The organism is Roseinatronobacter sp. NSM, from assembly GCF_052379845.1.
Taxonomy (GTDB): Bacteria; Pseudomonadota; Alphaproteobacteria; order Rhodobacterales; family Rhodobacteraceae; genus Roseinatronobacter.
This window is the reverse complement of the sequence record NZ_JBQTCF010000003.1, coordinates 91,470-108,660: the sequence shown is the minus strand read 5'-3', so window position 1 is coordinate 108,660 and position 17,191 is coordinate 91,470. Positions and strand designations below refer to the sequence as shown.

20 protein-coding genes are annotated in these 17,191 nt (G+C 62.7%); 5 read left to right on the top strand and 15 right to left on the bottom strand.

All coding sequences use genetic code 11. The features are described from left to right. Window positions 1-36: 36 nt before the first annotated feature. From phnK to phnG, 5 genes are all read right to left on the bottom strand, one after another. Window positions 37-807, bottom strand: coding sequence for a phosphonate C-P lyase system protein PhnK (phnK, locus tag ACTZWY_RS02745; protein ID WP_444789148.1), 771 nt, complete (start codon window positions 805-807; stop codon window positions 37-39). Further along, window positions 804-1,652, bottom strand: coding sequence for an alpha-D-ribose 1-methylphosphonate 5-phosphate C-P-lyase PhnJ (locus ACTZWY_RS02740; protein ID WP_444789147.1), 849 nt, complete (start codon window positions 1,650-1,652; stop codon window positions 804-806). The genes phnK and ACTZWY_RS02740 overlap by 4 nt, the downstream gene beginning before the upstream one ends. 77 nt (window positions 1,653-1,729) lie before the next feature. Next, a complete protein-coding gene (locus ACTZWY_RS02735) occupies window positions 1,730-2,812 on the bottom strand; it encodes a carbon-phosphorus lyase complex subunit PhnI (protein WP_444789146.1) in 1,083 nt (360 codons plus the stop codon). Beyond that, a complete protein-coding gene (gene phnH, locus ACTZWY_RS02730; protein ID WP_444789145.1) occupies window positions 2,812-3,378 on the bottom strand; it encodes a phosphonate C-P lyase system protein PhnH in 567 nt (188 codons plus the stop codon). The genes ACTZWY_RS02735 and phnH overlap by 1 nt, the downstream gene beginning before the upstream one ends. Beyond that, window positions 3,375-3,815 (bottom strand): phosphonate C-P lyase system protein PhnG, encoded by a 441-nt coding sequence (gene phnG, locus ACTZWY_RS02725; RefSeq protein WP_444789144.1) that lies wholly within the window; start codon window positions 3,813-3,815, stop codon window positions 3,375-3,377. The genes phnH and phnG overlap by 4 nt, the downstream gene beginning before the upstream one ends. Before the next feature lie 88 nt (window positions 3,816-3,903). On the opposite strand from phnG, the gene phnF reads away from it, so the two are divergent. From phnF to ACTZWY_RS02710, 3 genes are all read left to right on the top strand, one after another. Continuing rightward, on the top strand, window positions 3,904-4,626 hold the full coding sequence (gene phnF, locus ACTZWY_RS02720) for a phosphonate metabolism transcriptional regulator PhnF (RefSeq protein ID WP_444789143.1): 723 nt from the start codon (window positions 3,904-3,906) through the stop codon (window positions 4,624-4,626). Window positions 4,627-4,701: 75 nt separating this feature from the next. Further along, a complete protein-coding gene (locus ACTZWY_RS02715; protein ID WP_444789142.1) occupies window positions 4,702-5,883 on the top strand; it encodes an alpha-D-ribose 1-methylphosphonate 5-triphosphate diphosphatase in 1,182 nt (393 codons plus the stop codon). An 8-nt stretch (window positions 5,884-5,891) separates the two neighbouring features. Beyond that, on the top strand, window positions 5,892-6,440 hold the full coding sequence (locus ACTZWY_RS02710; RefSeq protein ID WP_444789141.1) for an NUDIX domain-containing protein: 549 nt from the start codon (window positions 5,892-5,894) through the stop codon (window positions 6,438-6,440). Window positions 6,441-6,450: 10 nt separating this feature from the next. Here the strand turns inward: ACTZWY_RS02710 and ACTZWY_RS02705 are convergent, their stop codons facing one another. The 10 genes from ACTZWY_RS02705 to ACTZWY_RS02660 form a co-directional block, all read right to left on the bottom strand. Further along, window positions 6,451-7,083, bottom strand: coding sequence for a DapH/DapD/GlmU-related protein (locus ACTZWY_RS02705; protein ID WP_444789140.1), 633 nt, complete (start codon window positions 7,081-7,083; stop codon window positions 6,451-6,453). Continuing rightward, window positions 7,083-7,730, bottom strand: a complete 648-nt coding sequence (locus ACTZWY_RS02700; RefSeq protein ID WP_444789139.1) for an SDR family NAD(P)-dependent oxidoreductase — start codon at window positions 7,728-7,730, stop codon at window positions 7,083-7,085. Before ACTZWY_RS02700 ends, ACTZWY_RS02705 begins: the two co-directional genes overlap by 1 nt. A 75-nt stretch (window positions 7,731-7,805) precedes the next feature. Further along, window positions 7,806-8,663, bottom strand: a complete 858-nt coding sequence (gene phnE / locus ACTZWY_RS02695) for a phosphonate ABC transporter, permease protein PhnE (protein WP_444789138.1) — start codon at window positions 8,661-8,663, stop codon at window positions 7,806-7,808. Beyond that, window positions 8,660-9,592 (bottom strand): phosphonate ABC transporter, permease protein PhnE, encoded by a 933-nt coding sequence (gene phnE, locus ACTZWY_RS02690; RefSeq protein ID WP_444789137.1) that lies wholly within the window; start codon window positions 9,590-9,592, stop codon window positions 8,660-8,662. The genes phnE (ACTZWY_RS02695) and phnE (ACTZWY_RS02690) overlap by 4 nt, the downstream gene beginning before the upstream one ends. Window position 9,593: 1 nt before the next feature. Continuing rightward, window positions 9,594-10,412: a phosphonate ABC transporter ATP-binding protein gene (gene phnC / locus ACTZWY_RS02685; RefSeq protein WP_444789136.1), complete on the bottom strand. Its 819-nt coding sequence runs from the start codon at window positions 10,410-10,412 to the stop codon at window positions 9,594-9,596. An 86-nt stretch (window positions 10,413-10,498) separates the two neighbouring features. Further along, window positions 10,499-11,422, bottom strand: coding sequence for a phosphonate ABC transporter substrate-binding protein (phnD, locus tag ACTZWY_RS02680; protein ID WP_444789135.1), 924 nt, complete (start codon window positions 11,420-11,422; stop codon window positions 10,499-10,501). A gap of 101 nt (window positions 11,423-11,523) precedes the next feature. Further along, a complete protein-coding gene (gene phnD, locus ACTZWY_RS02675; protein WP_444789134.1) occupies window positions 11,524-12,450 on the bottom strand; it encodes a phosphonate ABC transporter substrate-binding protein in 927 nt (308 codons plus the stop codon). Window positions 12,451-12,716: 266 nt separating this feature from the next. Further along, window positions 12,717-13,499: a LamB/YcsF family protein gene (locus ACTZWY_RS02670; protein ID WP_444789133.1), complete on the bottom strand. Its 783-nt coding sequence runs from the start codon at window positions 13,497-13,499 to the stop codon at window positions 12,717-12,719. Then, entirely contained in the window at window positions 13,496-14,533 is a 1,038-nt protein-coding gene (locus ACTZWY_RS02665) for a biotin-dependent carboxyltransferase family protein (RefSeq protein WP_444789132.1), read from the bottom strand. Before ACTZWY_RS02665 ends, ACTZWY_RS02670 begins: the two co-directional genes overlap by 4 nt. Then, window positions 14,533-15,291 (bottom strand): 5-oxoprolinase subunit B family protein, encoded by a 759-nt coding sequence (locus tag ACTZWY_RS02660; protein WP_444789131.1) that lies wholly within the window; start codon window positions 15,289-15,291, stop codon window positions 14,533-14,535. Before ACTZWY_RS02660 ends, ACTZWY_RS02665 begins: the two co-directional genes overlap by 1 nt. Window positions 15,292-15,568: 277 nt before the next feature. Here ACTZWY_RS02660 and ACTZWY_RS02655 point away from each other — a divergent pair, with 277 nt between their 5' ends. Then, entirely contained in the window at window positions 15,569-15,832 is a 264-nt protein-coding gene (locus ACTZWY_RS02655; RefSeq protein ID WP_444789130.1) for a spike base protein, RCAP_Rcc01079 family, read from the top strand. Then, entirely contained in the window at window positions 15,829-17,178 is a 1,350-nt protein-coding gene (locus ACTZWY_RS02650; protein ID WP_444789129.1) for a hypothetical protein, read from the top strand. Before ACTZWY_RS02655 ends, ACTZWY_RS02650 begins: the two co-directional genes overlap by 4 nt. The last annotated feature ends 13 nt before the right edge of the window (window positions 17,179-17,191 follow it).

Sequence of the window (17,191 nt, the reverse complement as noted above, 5' to 3'; positions counted from 1 at the left end):
AAAATACTCAAAACCAGCGCCACGCCCAACACCGCATCAGACCTGAAGCACCGAACTGACCAGCAATTGCGTATAGGCATGCTGCGGGTCATCAAGCACCTGATCGGTCAGGCCCTGTTCCACCACGCGCCCGTCCTTCATCACCATCACCCGGTCGGCCAGCAAGCGCACCACGGCCAGATCATGGGTGACAATCACCGCCGACAGGCCCAGTTTGCGCACCAGCCCGCGCAGCAGGTCCAGAAGCCGCGCCTGCACACTGACATCAAGCCCGCCCGTGGGTTCATCCATGAACACCAGCCGCGGCCCCGTCACCAGATTGCGCGCAATCTGCAGGCGTTGCTGCATGCCGCCCGAAAACGCACGCGGGCGCTCGTCCATACGGCCTGCGTCAATTTCCACGCGGCCCAGCCAGTCCTGTGCCTGTGCGCGAATATCGCCGTAATGGCGCGCGCCCACCGCCATCAGCCGCTCACCCACATTGCCGCCCGCACTGACCCCCATGCGCAGCCCGTCGCGGGGGTTCTGATGCACAAATGCCCAATCCGTACGCGCCAGCCAGCGGCGTTCCGCCTCGGTCATGGTGACAGTGTCGCGCGGTCCTTGCGTGCGCGTGTCAAACACAACGCGGCCAGCATCGGGGGCCAGATGCCCGGCCATGCAGTTCAGCAGCGTCGATTTGCCCGACCCGCTTTCGCCGACAATCCCCATCACCTCTCCGGGCCATAGCGTGAAGCTCACATCCCCACAGCCCAGATGCGCGCCGTACTGCTTGCTTACCCCTTCAACCTGCAAAAGCGGTGTCATGCGGCATCTCCCTGTTTCGCGGCCACACGGCCCGCGCAATAATCCGTGTCCGAACACACAAACATGCGCCCGCCGCTGTCATCGGTAATCACCTCATCCAGATAGGACACTGCAGACGCGCAAATTGCGCAACACTGCCCCGCAGCCTTGCTCGCAGTGAAAGGGTAATCCTCGAAATCCAGACTCTCGACCCGCGTAAACGGCGGCAAGGCATAGATGCGGCATTCCCGGCCCGCCCCGAACAGCTGCAGCGCAGGCGAGTTGTCCAGTTTCGGGTTGTCAAATTTCGGAATGGGCGACGGGTCCATGATATAGCGCCCCTCAACCCGCACCGGATAGGCATAGGCGCGCGCAATCTCGCCATGGCGGGCAATGTCTTCATACAGCCGCACCTGCATCAACCCGTAATCTTCCAGCGCATGCATGGTGCGCGTCTCCACCTCTCGCGGTTCCAGAAACCGCAACGGTTCGGGGATGGGCACCTGAAAGACCAGAATCTGTCCCTCTTGCAGCGGCGTTTCAGGTATCCGGTGGCGGGTTTGTATGATGCTGGCCTGCGCTGTGCGTTCGGTCACGGCCACATCGGCGACACGCTGGAAAAACTTTCGGATGGACACGGCATTGGTGGTGTCATCGGCGCCTTGGTCAATGACTTTCAGCGTGTCCTCGGGCACCAGACAGGCGGCTGTGACCTGCACACCGCCTGTGCCCCAACCATAGGGCATGGGCATTTCGCGGCTTGAAAACGGCACCTGATAGCCGGGAATGGCGACAGCTTTCAAAATGGCGCGGCGCAACATGCGCTTGGTGGCTTCATCCAGATAGGCAAAATTATAGGCACTCATGCGGGTCTCCTGCGCGCCCTCGCGGAGCGGGTGGGTGGGTGGGCGACGCGAGGGCGCGCCATGGACAACACCAGCGGTCATTCTGCGGCCTCCTGCCGGGTGCTCGCATCGCGGCGCAATTTGCGGATCAGTTCCAGCTCGGCCTGAAAATCCACATAATGGGGCAGTTTGATATGCTCCAGAAAACCGCTGGACTGGATATTGTCGCAATGCGACAGCACGAATTCCTCATCCTGCGCGGGCGCATTGCCCGTATCCTCGCCCAATTCCCGCGCGCGCAGCGCACGGTCCACCAACGCCATGGAAATGGCCTTGCGTTCCGACTGCCCGAATACCAGCCCATATCCGCGCGTGAATTGCGCAGGCTGCGTTTTTGACCCCTGAAACTGGTTCACCGTTTCACATTCCGTCAGCAGGATTTCCGCAAACTCAATCTCGAAGCCCAGTTCGGGCACATGGGCGCAGACGCGCACATGCCCGATGCGCAATTCCCCCACAAACGCATGGTTGCGCCCGTAGCCGCGCTGCGTGGAATAGGCCAGCGACAGCAAGAACCCTTCATCCGCGCGCGTCAGCGCCTGCAACCGCAAGGGGCGGGCGGCGGGAAATTCCAGCGGCGCGCGCGTCAGGTCCGGCACCGCGTCCGTGCTTTGGGCTTCGCCCTGCATCAGCCCTTCTGCGTCCAGATGCGACAGGATATGCGGCACAGGGTCAGGGCTGGCGGCAGCTTCCGGCGCGGGTGGGGGTGGTGCATCCTCAGCCAGATCGAAATCCAGCAGACGGTGCGTATAATCAAAGGTCGGCCCCAGAACCTGCCCGCCGGGCGCATCCTTGTAGGTGGCGGAAATCCGGCGGATGATCTGCATAGCGCCCGTATCCACCGGCACGCTTGCGCCAAAACGCGGCAGGGTGGTCCGAAACGCGCGGATCAGAAACACCGCTTCAATCACGTCACCACGCGCCTGTTTCAGCGCCAGCGCCGCCAGATCGGGATCATGAAGCGACCCTTCCGCCATCACGCGGTCCACCGCCAGCGCCAGTTGTTCGCGGATCTGCGCCACCGCCAGATCGGGCACCGACACATCACCCCGCCGGGCCTGTGCCAGCCAGTCATGCGCATTTTCAATCGCGCGCTCGCCGCCTTTTACTGCGACATACATCAGCAGCCCCCTATCTTGGTGGAACGCGGCAGCGCGGCAAGGCGCGCCCCGCTTGTGAACAAGACATCCAGCCCCAAGGGAAAGCGCGCGGCATTTTCCGCCAGCGCGGGCACATCGGGCAGCGACAAGAACGCCTGTGTTTCAATTCCCGGCCCTGTCAGGCGCGCACCGTCATTTTGCAACGCGTCCATTTCGACAATCAAGGTGGCCGAACGGTCGGGGTATTCGGCGCTGCCTTGGGGATAGGCCGCAAGCGGGCCCAGCGCGTCCCATGTGCCCAACGCGAAAGCCGCATCCGCAGGCCCGACAAGCGGCGCGCCCAGATGGAACGCCACCCACTCGCGCAAGCCAGCGCAATCATGCGCCCCCGCCAGATGCAGCGGTGTCGTGGCGTCGGCCAGCGTCAGCAAGACCACAGCGGCGGCGGGCGAACAGGGCACAGGCGCCACCACCCCGTCCAGCGCCACAATCCGGCCCGGATGGGCCATGGCGTCCAGCACCTGCCGGAAGGCGCGCGCGCCATCGCGGGCGGGGTCGTTGAAACCGGCTGTCAGATGCACACTCATGCTTCCCCCCGAACCAATGTGAAGAAATCAACCTTGGTCGCGGCCGCGCGGCGGGCGCGACCCTCGGCCTGTTGGGTTTCGGCATTTTGCAAGGGGGCCAGCACGCGCGCCTGAAGCCCCGCCCCTGCCCCTGTCTGCAACAGCGCATCCAGAAGGGCTGCGCGTTCTGCCTTGCGCGGGCTGCGCCCCTGCACAAGCGCATGGCCCACAGTGCCGCATTCCAGCCGCACCGAAGCGCGGGTCACCGTCACCTCGCCCAGATTGAACGCAGCACCCACTGCACCGGCGCGGCCCTGCACCATCATCGCGCCCATTTCGGGCGCGCGCAGCCATACAAAGGCGGGCGGATCATCAGGCCAATGCGCATCCAGCAGCGCCAGCGGCGCGCGCGCAATCAGGCCCATCCAGTCACGGCGGGCAAAAGGTTCAGAAGTCATGGTCTGGGCTTTCAACTGTTCTATACAACTAGACAAATACAGGTTTTACACGCTATATTCAAAAGGATTTTTATGAAAGTTTCACGACATGACCAAACCTGCCGCCCTCAAACCTGCCGCCCTGTGGCAAAGCATATATGACACCGTGCGCACAGAAATTGCGCAAGGGGCCTTTCGCGCAGGGGCCCGCCTGCCCACCGAAGCCGAACTGGCGCAGCGTTTTGACGTGAACCGCCACACCATCCGGCGCGCCCTGTCCCAACTGGCCAGCGAAGGACTGGTGCAACCCCGCCGTGGCGCGGGTGTGTTCGTGCGCGCAACACCAGTTCCCTACCAGATTGGCACACGCACACGGTTTCGTCAGAACCTGTTGTCGGCAGGGCGCACCCCGTCGCGGCGGTTGCTGCATCTGGGGGTGCAAAGCGCCAGCACAACTGAAGCACAGGCGCTTGGGCTGTCGCCCGGTGCACCGGTTCATGTGGCCGAGTCTGTCAGTTTTGCCGATGATCTGCCCGTATCACTGTCGCGCGCGTGCTTTTGCGCCACGCAATTCCCCGCCCTTGCCAGCGCGCTGCGCGACCATGGGTCAGTCACCGCTGCGCTGGCGCAGGTGGGCGTCCGCGACTATACGCGCAAATCCACCCGCCTGACCGGCCATAATGCCGACGCAGTGCAGGCGCGCCATTTGCAAATTGCCACAGGCGATGCCCTGATCCTGTCTGAATCGATCAATATTGACCCAAGCGGCACGCCCGTGGAATACGGGCGCACCTTTTTCGTGGGCGCACGCGTCGAATTGGTGCTTGAATAACCAAGCTGTGCGGGCTGTCATGCAACTGCCATATAGCTGCGGTATCCGGCGGCCAAAATGCAAAGGAAGCTTGCCATGCCACATCCCAATCTGCGCCTGACCGGCGCGCTGTCGTTGATCGACTCCACCCTTGATGATGGCGACCTGACACTGGACGGCGCAACCTTCGGGGCCACGGGCAGTGCCAGTCATGATGTTGACATGTCGGGCTACTGGCTGCTGCCGGGCATCGTTGACCTGCATGGCGACGGGTTTGAACGCCATATCCGCCCCCGCCCCACAGCCCCGTTTGACAAGCGCCACGCCTTGCAGGCCGCTGATGCGGAACTGGCCACGAACGGCGTGACAACTGCGTGGTTTGCCCAAAGCTGGTCATGGGAAGGCGGCTCTCGCAGCCCTGACGAGGCCGTGGCCCTGCTGGACGCGCGCCGCCAGATCGCCCACCGGCTTGGCGCAGACATCCGCATCCAGCTGCGGTTTGAAACCCACATGCCGGATGATCATGCAGCCCTGATGGGCGTGGTGCGCGATTTCCACCTTGATTACATCATCTTCAACAATCACCTGCCCGAAGCGGTGGAACTGGCGCAAAAAGCGCCCGCGCGCTTTGCCAACTGGGCCGCCCAGAACGGCCATGACCCCGAAGCGCTGCTTGCCATCGTGCATGCCGCCAAAAAGGCCGATCCCGAAATTCCGGCCTTCTTGCGCGCGCTGGCCGCAGACTTGCGCGCCCATGGTGTTACACTTGGCTCCCATGACGACCCGGACGCGGCCACGCGCGCCTTCTTTCGCGGGATCGGGGCGCGGGTATGTGAATTTCCCACCAGCGTGGACGCCGCACAGGCCGCGCGCGCTGCGGGCGAACCTGTCTTGATGGGTGCGCCCAATATCGTGCGCGGCGGCTCTCAATCGGGCAATATCGCGGCCATGGACCTGGTCGAAGACGGGCTGTGCGATGCGCTGATCTCGGATTACTACATCCCCGCCCTGGCACAGGCCGCCTGGACCATTGCCGATGCCCGCGCACTCAGTTTCGCGCATGCCTGGGAAATGATCTCAACCCGCCCGGCGGCTATCATGGGTCTGGGTGACCGCGGCAGGCTGTGCCCCGGCCAGCGCGCCGATCTGGTGGTCATGAACCCCAACACCCGCCGGATCGAGGCCACGATCGCCAATGGCAAGATCACCTATGCCAGCGCCGAAGCGGCACGACGGTTCGTCACGGCGCGCCCCTGCCTTGCGCTTGCCGCGCAATGATCCTGCCCATGACCTATGCCAGCATCATAGACGCCGAATTGCGGCTGATCCGCCCTGTCGACCTGTTGGAAATCGACCATCTGGCCCGCGCGCGCGACTGGGCGCGCTCGGGGGCCGTTTTGTGCCGCACCCACCCTCCAGCGACCCCGCCCATGCATCTGGTCAGTTACTTTCCCGTGGTGGATCAAGGACATATCCTGCTGGGTGACCATATCAGTTCGGGTTTGTGGCTGCCGCCGGGCGGGCATGTGGAACCGGGTGAACACCCGCGTGACACAGTGCGCCGCGAATGCCTTGAAGAATTGCGCATGCATGCCTGTTTCCTGCGCGATGGGCCAGTGTTCCTGACCATCGCTGAAACCATCGGCGCAAACCCGCATGAAGATGTGGCGCTGTGGTATCCGCTGCAGGGGCATGCAGGCCAGATCCCCGCCTATGACCCCCGCGAATACCGCAATATGCGCTGGTTCCAGTTCGACGACGCGCCCCTTGATGACAGCGACCCTCATCTGGAACGGTTCCTTGCCAAACTGACCGAACACGCGCTGGCGGCATGACACCTGCCCCTCAATGCAGCGTCACCTCCTCATATTTCGCCACAAAGGCCTCGACCTCCAGATGGCGGAAATCGCTTAGGGCCATGCGCAACCGCTCATGGTCCCAATCCCACCACGCCAGCGCTTCCAGCCGGCGCGAAACCTGCTTGGGAAAGCGGCGGCGCAGCTTCTCGGCGGGGACCCCCACCACAATGGTATAGGGCGCCACATCGCGCGTCACAACCGCGCCCGCCCCGACCACAGCGCCGTTGCCAATGGTGACATCAGGGCGGATGATCGCACCATGCCCGATCCAGACATCATGCCCGATCCGCACCCGCCGCGCCGCACGTGCCTCGAAAAACACCCCATCCTGCGCTTCTTCTTCCCAATACAGGTTGGACCTGTACAGGAAATGATGCAGGCTTGCGCGGTCCATCGGGTGGTCAGTGGGACCAATGCGCACATTGGCGGCAATATTGACGAATTTGCCAATATCGGCATTGGCAATGTCACAGCCCCGCGCACAATAGCTGTAATCGCCCATGCGGGTATTTGATAAAACCGTGCCCGCCCCAATCTCGGTATAGGCCCCCAGGTAACTGTCGGTCATCTTGCAATCAGGATGGATCAGCGCCCCATCAGGCGAAAGCTGCCGTGTCATCAGAAATCGCGCTCCTTGCCGCTCCAATGCAGAAAACGGCCAGTGCGGGCCATATCCAGCGTATTTGCAATATCCAGTATCCCGCGCGCCACACAGGCGGGGTCCTCCTCGGCCTCCGGCCCGCCCATGTCAGTGCGCACCCATCCCGGGTCAATCAGCGCCACGGCAATACTGCGCGCACGCAGGTCCGTGGCCAGCCCCTGCATCACCTTGTTGACCGCCACCTTGGACGCGCGATAGGCAATGCGGTCCGATTTGGCATACCCCATCCACGCCATCTGACTTGATATTGTCAGAATACGCCCGCCCGCTTTCATCTGCGACAGCACGGCTTGGGCAACAGCCAGCGGCGCCATGGTATTAACCATGAAGGCCTGTGCAAACCCCTCAAAATCCATCTCCAGCGTTGATTGCCGCTCAGGCCCGATCACGCCCGCATTGTTGATAAGCACATCCACTGCACCAAGCTGCGGGCCAATCGCGTGCAGGTCGCCGGGATACGACATATCCGCAAGGATCTCGCGCACACCCTCTGGCGCGTCGCCTGCGCGCCGCACAGTGCCCGTCACCTGCCAGCCGCGCGCCACCGCCTGCACAGCCAGTTCACGGCCAATCCCGCGCGCCACCCCTGTAATCACAATATGCATGCCCCTGCTTTCATTCTGGCAAAAATATCCCCGCCGGAGGCACCGGCGGGAACAATCCGGCACAGCGCGCGCGGCTCAGTGGCCGCGCTCGCCGATGAACCGCTTGCGGATCAGCCCCGACGCCCAATCGATCACCGCAATCACCACCAGCACATTCAGCACCACAAACGCCACCTGGTCAAACAACCCTGCGCGAAAGCGCTCAATGATGATCATCCCGATTCCGCCAGCGCCAACAAGCCCCAGAATGGTCGCTGACCGGGTCGAGGATTCGAAGGAATACAGCGACAGTGAAATGAATACCGGCAAGATTTGCGGCAGGTATCCGTAGCGGATGATGCGCCCGGTATCAGCGCCTGTGGCGCGCACCCCTTCAACCTGTTTGCGGTCGATATTCTCAATGGCTTCGGAATACAGTTTGGCCAGATTTCCCATATCCGAAATCCAGATTGCCAGCACACCCGCCAATGGCCCAAGGCCCACCGCCCGCACAAAAACAAGGCCCCAGACCACGGAATCGATGCCACGGAACACATCCAGCACCCGGCGCACCGCATGGCGGATGATCCCCACCGGCATGGTGTTTCGCGCCGCGAAAAACGCAATCCCCAGCGCAAAGATGGTGCCCAGCAGCGTGCCAAGGAAGGCCATTGCAACAGTTTGCGCGATCCCTTTGTAGATATTGCCATATTGCCAACTGGCCATGTCCTGCCAAATGACCATACGGCGCAGCAGCATCCATACCCTGTCCGATGCGCTTAGCAATTTGCCGATTTCGAAGAAATGCAACGACCATGCCAGATACAGGATGATCCCCGCCCAACTCAGCACTTTGAGGGTTGTTGCAAACGGGTCGCTGAAGGCTTGCGGATTGCGTTTGCGCAGGGCCGCAATATCGGCCTGGGTTACTGCTGCGAAGGCAAGCGTGCTCATTTCATGTTCTCCTTGCCGATCAATGCATGGCGCAGGCGTTCGGACAGCAGGTCAATCATGGTGACTGTCAGAACAATCAGGATCAACACAGCCGTAACCCGGTCATCAGAATAGAAGCTGATTGTGTGGCTCAGTTCGGCGCCAATGCCGCCTGCCCCCACAAACCCCACCACCGCCGATGCGCGCACATTGATTTCAAACCGCCAAAGCGCGTAGGATGTGAAATTGGGCAGCACTTGCGGCAGGATGCCATAGCGCATCTGTTCAAACCATGACCCGCCCACGGCCTTGATGCCATCCACTGGCCGCATGGAGGCATTTTCATTCACCTCCGAGAACAGCTTGCCCAGCGCGCCCGTGGCGTGAATTGTGATGGCCAGCACCCCGGCCAGCGGGCCAATACCCACGGCGAACACCAAAATCAGCGCGAACAGGATTTCGGGAACCCCGCGGCAGAATTCCAGAAACCGCCGCGCGGCTGCGCCCATCCATGGGTAGGGCGTGCAATTGCGCGCCGCCAGAAACGACAGCACCACCGCCAGCCCTGTGCCCAGCAATGTGGCCGTCAGCGCCATCAGGATGGTTTCCCAGATCAGGCGCAGGTATTTCCAGAAATCATTATACCAATAGCCCAGTGACCCTGCAGGAAAGCGGCCCGCCTCGTTACGGGCGTCGAACAGGACATCCCATTGCAGCGCCGGAATGACCGTGCCGAAATATTCAAATATGCGCGGGATACCTGTTGCCAGACGGTCCGGCGTGAAGCGCGAAATCCAGACCGACCACGCCAGAAAGGCCAGAAACAGCACCGCCAGCGTGATATTGACCACCATGCGGTCGCGGATCATCTGCGCGCGGTGCCCTTCGAACAGGGAAACCGGGTCGCGGTCCGCGCCGTTTTGTGGCCCGTTTGTCGTAAGGCTGGCCATGTCAGTTCACCACGCGCGCTTCGGGCTGCGCGGCGGGTTTGGGGCGCAGCGCGGTTGATGTCATCGCCTCGGAGAAGGCCTCTTCGGCTTCAGCGCCGTAAATTTCGCGCGCCGCTTTATCCGTCAACTCGCCGGGTGTGCCGTCAAAAACGATGACCCCATCCTGCATGCCGATGATGCGGTCGCAATACTGGCGCGCAGTGTCCAGCGTGTGCAGGTTGCAAATGACCGTCAGCCCGTCTTCGCGGTTGATGGCGCGCAGCGCGTCCATCACCACCTTGGCGTTCAGCGGGTCAAGGCTGGCGATGGGTTCATCCGCCAGCATGATGCGCGGTTCCTGCACCAGCGCGCGCGCAATCGCCACGCGCTGCATCTGGCCGCCAGACAATGTGTCGGTCTGTTGCAGCGCGACATGCGCCATGCCCAGCCTGTCCAGCGCGCGAATGGCGAAGGCGCGTTCTTTTGCAGTGAATATCCCCAGCATCGAGGAGGCGAACCCATGATGGAACAACCGCCCTGACATGACATTGGTAATCACGTTCAGCCGGCCCACAAGGTTGAATTGCTGAAACACCATCGCGCATTCATTGCGCCACTGGCGCAACTCGCGCCCCTTCAGGGCGGTGATGTCGCGCCCCTGAAACAGCATCTGCCCACCTGATGGTTCGTTCAGGCGGTTGATCATGCGCAAAAGCGTGGATTTCCCCGCGCCAGAGCGGCCGATAATGCCCACCATCTGCCCGTCAGGAATGGCAAGTGTCGCGGGTTTGACGGCGATGGTGCTGTTGAACTGTTTGGTCAGTCCCTTGAATTCCAGCATGAAATCTCTCCTGTCAGCGGCGGGGGCCGCGAAAAAGGGGCAGGCCCTTGCAACTGCAAGAGCCTGCGCAGGTTCGGGGATAGCGTTCAGCGCGAGCCCGCCAGTTCGGCTTCGCGCATGGAAACGATACCCTGATAGAAGGAATGGTCGATTTCGGCATACCCGTTCCCGTCGCCGCCCACGGTATCGGCGTAACAGGCGGGGTCTTGCTCCTTCAGGTTCAGCATCGTGTTGACAGCCAGTTCGCGGGCTTCTTCAGGAAGGTCGTTGCGGAAAATGGTCGGCCCGTTCGGGATCAGGTTCGATTCCCAGACAATGCGAATGTCACTCATGTCCAGCAGGCCGTTATCAACCATGCGGCGCAGATTGCCACGGGTGTAGCCCTCGGATTCCTCGCCCATCAGCGAGGTCCAGGTGACCCCTGCATCATATTGACCGTTCAGCACAGCAATAACCGCCTGTTCATGCCCGCCCCCGAAGCCGGTGCTGCTGAAAAAGGTCGTGTCATCAATCCCGGCAGCGGCCAGTTCGGCGCGCGGCACCAGATACCCCGAGGTGGAATTCGGGTCAGCATAGGCCAGCGACATGCCTTCAAGGTCTTCCAGCGTATGGGCATCACTGTCAGCGCTTACATAAATGACAGCATAATACCCAAGGCTGTCATCGACATTCTTGGTGGTCAGCAGTGGCGAAACCGCTTCGGGGTCTTGCAGATACACACCCGCATAGGCCGATGCGCCCACACCCGCCTGATGCAGTTGCCCCGCCAGCAGGCCCTGCATGACACCGGCATAATCCGACGCGGGGAACAATTCGACAGGCACACCCAGCGCATCAGACATCAGGTCGGCAAAGCAATCATAGCGGCGCAGGCGGTCGGCTTCATTCTCGCCGCCCAGCAGGCCAATATTGTAGGTGCCGAAATCCGCGCGCCAGTCAGCGGCGGCAGGGGCAACGCTGGACATCAGAACGGCACATGTGGCGGCAAGGCCAGTGATTGTTTTGGTCATGATGGTGGTCCTTTTGGTGGATGATCAAAATGCCCCCGCATGTTTCCCCCGCGCGGGCCATGAAAAAGGGCGGCCCCTGATGGGCCACCCTTCACATTGCGTCAGCGCGAACCGGCCAGTTCCTCGCGGCGCATTTCGACCACGCCCTCGAAGAAGCTGTGATCAACCGCGACCCAACCCTGACCTTCGCCGAAGGACACATCATAGTAACATTGCGGGTCTTGTTCCAACTGGTTGGCCAGATAATCGCTGACGATATCCTTGGCTTCCTGCGGGATGTCCTGACGGATGACGACAGGGCCATTGGGGATGATCGGGCTTTCCCAGATGATGTTCAGGTCGGCCATGTCCAGCAGGCCATTGTCGATCATGCGGCGCAGGTTGCCACGGGTATACCCGTCAGCAGCTTCGCCCTGACCGGACGCCCATGTTACGCCTGCGTCATACTGGCCTTGCAGCACAGCGATAACCGCTTGTTCATGCCCGCCACCAAAGCCGGTGCGGCTGAAATATGCGTCATCATCAATGCCCGCGCGCTTCAGTTCGAACCGTGGCACCAGATACCCCGAGGTGGAATTCGGGTCGGCATAGGCCAGTGATTTGCCTTCCAGTTCTTCCAGCGTCGTGATGCCGCTGTCGGCGCGGGTATACATCACCGCGATGTAGCCTGTGGACCCATCGGATTCCGCCGACACAAAGATCGGCTCAACCGCGTCGGGGCCTTGAAGGTAGATACCGGCATAAGCGGATGCGCCCAGCGCTGCATATTCCAGCTGGCCCGCCAGCAGGCCCTGCATCACACCGGCATAGTCCGGCGCGGGGAACATTTCGACCTGCACGCCCAGACGATCTTCCAGCGCGACGCGCAGACAGTCATTGTTGCGCAGGCGGTCGGCTTCATTTTCGCCACCCAACAGGCCGATTCGGAACACCGGCATATCAGCGCGCCAATCGGCGCTGGCGGTCACGGGAAGGGTGCTTAGCGCGGTTGTCGCAGCAAGCAGACAGGCAAGGGCCTTGTTGGTCATATGTGTGATCTCCGGATCAGGTTGGCAGCTTTGGTCCCGCATTCGGGAGTGCCGACCTGATCGCAGCGAAGTGTAACGCGCATATGAGAGTTATGTGAAACTTATGTTTCAATCCACATGCGGGCCCCCTGTCCCTGGCCCCGCATGCGCCGTGACCCTGGCTTATTGTGCGTCGCGCAAAGGTGGGAACCGGTTTTGCGCAAAAAGACATGCGACACCATAAGGTTAGGGTGGGTCGCGTGAATACGAATGCACGCGGGCACGCTCTATTGTGCGCCGCGCCGCGCCCCGTCAAAACGGCGCAGCGCCACGCCCGCCGCCAGCAACGCGCTGCGCAAGGTGTGGGCAATGGCAACAGCGCCCTGCGTGTCCCCATGCAGGCAGATGGTGTCAATCTGCGCAGGCAGATGCGTGGCTTTGGCCGTGATGATCGCCCCGGCGCGCAGCATGGCCAGAATGCGCGCGCAAATCTGGTCGGCGTCATGGATCACCGCGCCGGGCAGCTGACGGTCCATCAATAGCCCATCTTCGGTATAGGCACGGTCAGCGAAGATTTCACAGGCCACACGCGCGCCAAGGGCATGGGCCGCGCGCAATTGTGCCGTGCCGGAAATGACCATCAGGATTATGTCAGGGTCAACCGCCAGCGCCCCTTCAAAACAGGCGCGCGCCAGCGCGTCGTCCTGTGCGGCCATATTGGCCAGCGCGCCATGCAGTTTCAAATGCCGCACCTGCCCGCCCACCGACCGCGCCATGGCCTGCGCCGCGCCCAGTTGATAAGCCACCAGATTGCGCGCTTCGCGCAGGGATATCTGCATGCGCCGCCGCCCGAAGCCCTGCAAATCCGGCAACCCCGGATGCGCCCCGATACCCACGTTGTTTTCCACCGCCTGCGCCATGGCAGTGGCCATCACATCGGGGTCGCCCGCATGGAACCCGCAGGCGATATTGGCAGATGTGATCACCTGTAACAGCGCATCATCTGCCCCCATCGGCCAGGGCCCGAACCCTTCGCCCATATCGGCATTCAGATCAATCCGTGTGATCATGGCATTTCCCCCCCGCGTTCCAGTTCATCCCCGCAGGTTACCCCGCTTATCAACTGATAGGCCAGCAGGTCCGCAATGGCATGCACATCGCGCACAAGCGGGCGCAGCGTGCGGCGCAACGCGGCGCGGCGGGCGGCTTCGTGCCGTTCAAGCCTGACGGCTTCTTCCAGCGACACAAAGCTGAAACGCAGCGCCGCCCCAGCCGGGGCCTGCACCAGCCGCACAATATCGCATGGTAGCACTGTTCCAATGCGCGGATAGCCGCCCGTTGTCTGGCATTCGCACAGCAGCACAAAAGGCGCGCCGTCGCCCGTGATCTGGATGTCGCCGGGCGTGATGACTTCAGACAGGATGCTCAGGCCGGTGTCAGCCCCGAACCCCGCCCCGTCACAAACCAGCCGCTGGCCCATGCGATTGGCGCGCGCATCCTTGCGAAACACGGTCGTTGTGAACCGCACGCGCTGTTGGGGGGGGAACAATGCGGTCTGGGGGGTTTGCACCATCCGCAAGGTGCCCCCGTCAAACCGTGGCAGCGCGGGCAGGCACAGCCCGACACGCCCGCCAGTGTCGGGGGCATAGGCCACCGTATCGCCCGCCACCAGCATGGCCCCGATGCCCGCCGCCAGATGCGCCGAACGCGCGCCCAGCATATCCCGCGCCACAATCCCGCCGCCGATATGCAGGTAACTGTAGCCCCCCGCACTGCCCGACAGCTCCAGCGTGGTCCCGGCGGCCAGCGCGTGGCTGGCATTCCACGCAAGTGCGGCCCCGTCACACACTGCCCGCATGGGTGCCCCTGTCAGGGCAATGCGCGCAGGCGCGTCCAGTGTTGCGCGCAGGAAACTTCCCGCAAGTTCCAGCGCGGCAAGGCCGGTATCCTGCCCCAGAAGGGCCGCCCCTTCCGCCAGCGCCAGCAGATCGGCCGCGCCCCCACGCGACAGGCCCTGCGCCAGCGCGCCCTTGCGCCCCTGGTCCTGAATGCTGATGCCCGGTCCGGCCCGTTCCAGCGTCATGCGGCCCATCGCGCCCCCCATCACGCAGCGCCCTGCGCAATGGCCACAGCCACCGCCCCGCCTGCCGGGTCGGTGCGGCGCAGAGTGTCCAGCGTTTCGGGCGCGACGGGCACGAACTGCACCTCATCCCCCGGACGCAGCAAAAACGGGTCGGGGTCATCAGGCCGGAACAGGCGCAAGGCGGTCTGCCCGACATGGCGCCAGCCTGTAGGCGCGCTGACTGAAAACACCACCATTTGCCGAATGGCCACCACAAGCGCCCCTTCGGGCACGCGCGGGGTAAGCCCTGTCTGGCGGGGAATGTCCCAATGCGGGGGCAGTTCACCAAGATAGGGCTGGCCGGGGGCAAAGCCGATGGTCTGCACGCGCAAGGGGGTGGCGCAGATGCTGCGGATCGCCGCCTCCGGCGACCGCCCTGCCAAAGCGGCGGCTTCGGACAATTGCGGCGCAAGCTCGGTGCCGAAAACTGCCGGCACGCGCCAACGTTTGCGCCCTGTGGGCAAGGCCGCATCATACCAGTTGCGCTGCGCCAACAAGTCCATCAGGGCAGCATGCACCGCCGCATGGTCCACATTGCGCAAATCGAACCGCACATAGACCGATGCCAGCGAAGTTGAACTTTCTTCCTGCCCCGGAACGGGCGCGCCATCCAGCGCGGCCCGAAAGGCCAGCGCGGCCCGGTTTGCCGCTTCGCCCAGCTGGTCACTGAAGCTGACCAGCATGCCATCCACACCCACGGTGCGGATGATGGGCCAGTCGGAAGGGGGGCGCGGGGGCATGTTTGCTCCAAATTGCGGCAAGGGCGTCGGGGTGCAACCATAACCCCGCAACGCCGTGACCTGTTCCCGCTTTCATTCACGAATCAAACCCGGCTTGTCAATGACTGGGCAAGGCACGCAACACACGGCACGGGAAACGCGCCAAAATTCGGGCTGTTGCAGGCCCGCCGTGCGCTGCCTTAGGCGAATGCAAAACCCTGACTGTCATGATTGCACCAGCCTCGCGCCCGGTCAACCGTGCGAGATGCCCCAACATAATTCTGAAAAGGACACCCTCATGGACATTTTCAAATCACACGCCCTGACCGCTGCTGGCCCGGCCACTGATATGCTGCCCGTCACCCCGCATGATACCGCCGATCTGGCATTTCCGGCGTCGGCGTTATATGTCGAAACCGGCGGAACACTTGTCATACGCACCATTCGCAACGAAACCCGCACTGTGGTTGTGGGCGATCTGGCGCTACTGCCTGTGGGCGTGCGGGGCGTGCTTGCCACTGGCACCACGGCGGGCGGCATTCACGCATTGGTGGTCGCATGAAACTGGGGCTGTCGGTGAATTTGAACACCTTGCCAATCTGGCACCGCAAGGGACGGTGGCGGCCGCAACTGTTGTTCACAAACCAGTCACAAGGCGCGGTGTTTTCTGCCGATACCGGGGTGTTTCAGGATGTGGCAGGAACCCTGCCTGTCACCCAGCCGGGCCAAAGCGTGGCGCGGCTGAACGACCAGTCGGGGCTGGGGCTGCACGCGACCCAAAGCGCGCCCAACAGCCGCCCGACATTTGGCCGCCACCCCGCATCGGGGCTGCGCAACCGCCTGCCCAATACCCGCATGGATGGTGCGGCGCTGGGGGTGCTGGGCGCAGGCGGGGCGCTGCCTGCCACCTGGGGCATTTCCAACATTCCCAACACCGCGGTCGAGGTGCTCTCGACCGCGCCCAAAGCCGGCAGGCCAAATATCCGCATCCGGCTGAACGGCACGCCCACGGGAAACATCCAGATCAACTTCACGCCCCCCGCGTCGGTTTCCAGCGCGACGGGCCAAACATGGACGGGGTCAGCATGGGTGCAGCAGGTTGGCGGCAGCAGTGCAAACATTTCTGGTGTGGCGCTGATCAACACACATTTCAGCACAAGCGGGTTTCTGGGCGCAACCAATGGCGGGGATTTTTCTTCGACGATTGCGCAGGATATACGCCGCGCGGCATCGGGCATCTTGTCTGGCGCTGGCATTACCAACACCCGTATCTTGTTGCAATTATCATCGGCGGGCGGCGCAATCGACATCACGCTGGACATATCCGCGCCGCAACTGGAACAGGCCAGCGCCCCCAGCGCAGTGCAGGTCACGGGCGCAAACGGGTTTGACGTGACCGAGGAGGGACAGGCCGATATACCCTATCTGGGCTTTGACGGGGTGGATGACCGCTTGGTGCTGGCATCTGCGTTCAGCGGTTTGACATCCTACACACTCGCGGCAGCGCATGACATCGCGTTCCTGCCCGCCGCCCCGAATGAGGGGATCATTTTCGGCGGCATCGGGCGCTTTACCAAAACCGTGTCCAGCGGGCTGCGCTGGCGCAACGAAAGCACTGCCAATCAGGTGGATTTTTCCACGCCATCCGTGGCGGGGCGGCAGGTGGATATGGTGCGCGTCGACGGGGCCGCAGCGCCGGACGCCTGGCGCAACGGGCAAGCTGCGACGATCAACACAACGGCGGGCAGCTTTTCGCCGCTTGTCGGCCTGACGCATGTTTTCAGCGCGGGCAATGCCTATTCCAGCGGGCGGTTCTATGCAGGGGCGCTGATTCCGCGTGCGCTGTCGGGGACCGAACGCATGACCCTGCAGACATGGCTGGCCAGCAAGGCTGCATTGACCATCTGACCCAACCCCAAAC

What these genes read in the sequence shown, in the direction of transcription:
- phnK (WP_444789148.1), bottom strand. Translation starts at nt 807, where the DNA reads ATGACACCGCTTTTGCAGGTTGAAGGGGTAAGCAAGCAGTACGGCGCG.
- ACTZWY_RS02740 (WP_444789147.1), bottom strand. Translation starts at nt 1,652, where the DNA reads ATGAGTGCCTATAATTTTGCCTATCTGGATGAAGCCACCAAGCGCATG.
- ACTZWY_RS02735 (WP_444789146.1), bottom strand. Translation starts at nt 2,812, where the DNA reads ATGTATGTCGCAGTAAAAGGCGGCGAGCGCGCGATTGAAAATGCGCAT.
- phnH (WP_444789145.1), bottom strand. Translation starts at nt 3,378, where the DNA reads ATGAGTGTGCATCTGACAGCCGGTTTCAACGACCCCGCCCGCGATGGC.
- phnG (WP_444789144.1), bottom strand. Translation starts at nt 3,815, where the DNA reads ATGACTTCTGAACCTTTTGCCCGCCGTGACTGGATGGGCCTGATTGCG.
- phnF (WP_444789143.1), top strand. Translation starts at nt 3,904, where the DNA reads ATGACCAAACCTGCCGCCCTCAAACCTGCCGCCCTGTGGCAAAGCATA.
- ACTZWY_RS02715 (WP_444789142.1), top strand. Translation starts at nt 4,702, where the DNA reads ATGCCACATCCCAATCTGCGCCTGACCGGCGCGCTGTCGTTGATCGAC.
- ACTZWY_RS02710 (WP_444789141.1), top strand. Translation starts at nt 5,892, where the DNA reads ATGACCTATGCCAGCATCATAGACGCCGAATTGCGGCTGATCCGCCCT.
- ACTZWY_RS02705 (WP_444789140.1), bottom strand. Translation starts at nt 7,083, where the DNA reads ATGACACGGCAGCTTTCGCCTGATGGGGCGCTGATCCATCCTGATTGC.
- ACTZWY_RS02700 (WP_444789139.1), bottom strand. Translation starts at nt 7,730, where the DNA reads ATGCATATTGTGATTACAGGGGTGGCGCGCGGGATTGGCCGTGAACTG.
- phnE (WP_444789138.1), bottom strand. Translation starts at nt 8,663, where the DNA reads ATGAGCACGCTTGCCTTCGCAGCAGTAACCCAGGCCGATATTGCGGCC.
- phnE (WP_444789137.1), bottom strand. Translation starts at nt 9,592, where the DNA reads ATGGCCAGCCTTACGACAAACGGGCCACAAAACGGCGCGGACCGCGAC.
- phnC (WP_444789136.1), bottom strand. Translation starts at nt 10,412, where the DNA reads ATGCTGGAATTCAAGGGACTGACCAAACAGTTCAACAGCACCATCGCC.
- phnD (WP_444789135.1), bottom strand. Translation starts at nt 11,422, where the DNA reads ATGACCAAAACAATCACTGGCCTTGCCGCCACATGTGCCGTTCTGATG.
- phnD (WP_444789134.1), bottom strand. Translation starts at nt 12,450, where the DNA reads ATGACCAACAAGGCCCTTGCCTGTCTGCTTGCTGCGACAACCGCGCTA.
- ACTZWY_RS02670 (WP_444789133.1), bottom strand. Translation starts at nt 13,499, where the DNA reads ATGATCACACGGATTGATCTGAATGCCGATATGGGCGAAGGGTTCGGG.
- ACTZWY_RS02665 (WP_444789132.1), bottom strand. Translation starts at nt 14,533, where the DNA reads ATGGGGGGCGCGATGGGCCGCATGACGCTGGAACGGGCCGGACCGGGC.
- ACTZWY_RS02660 (WP_444789131.1), bottom strand. Translation starts at nt 15,291, where the DNA reads ATGCCCCCGCGCCCCCCTTCCGACTGGCCCATCATCCGCACCGTGGGT.
- ACTZWY_RS02655 (WP_444789130.1), top strand. Translation starts at nt 15,569, where the DNA reads ATGGACATTTTCAAATCACACGCCCTGACCGCTGCTGGCCCGGCCACT.
- ACTZWY_RS02650 (WP_444789129.1), top strand. Translation starts at nt 15,829, where the DNA reads ATGAAACTGGGGCTGTCGGTGAATTTGAACACCTTGCCAATCTGGCAC.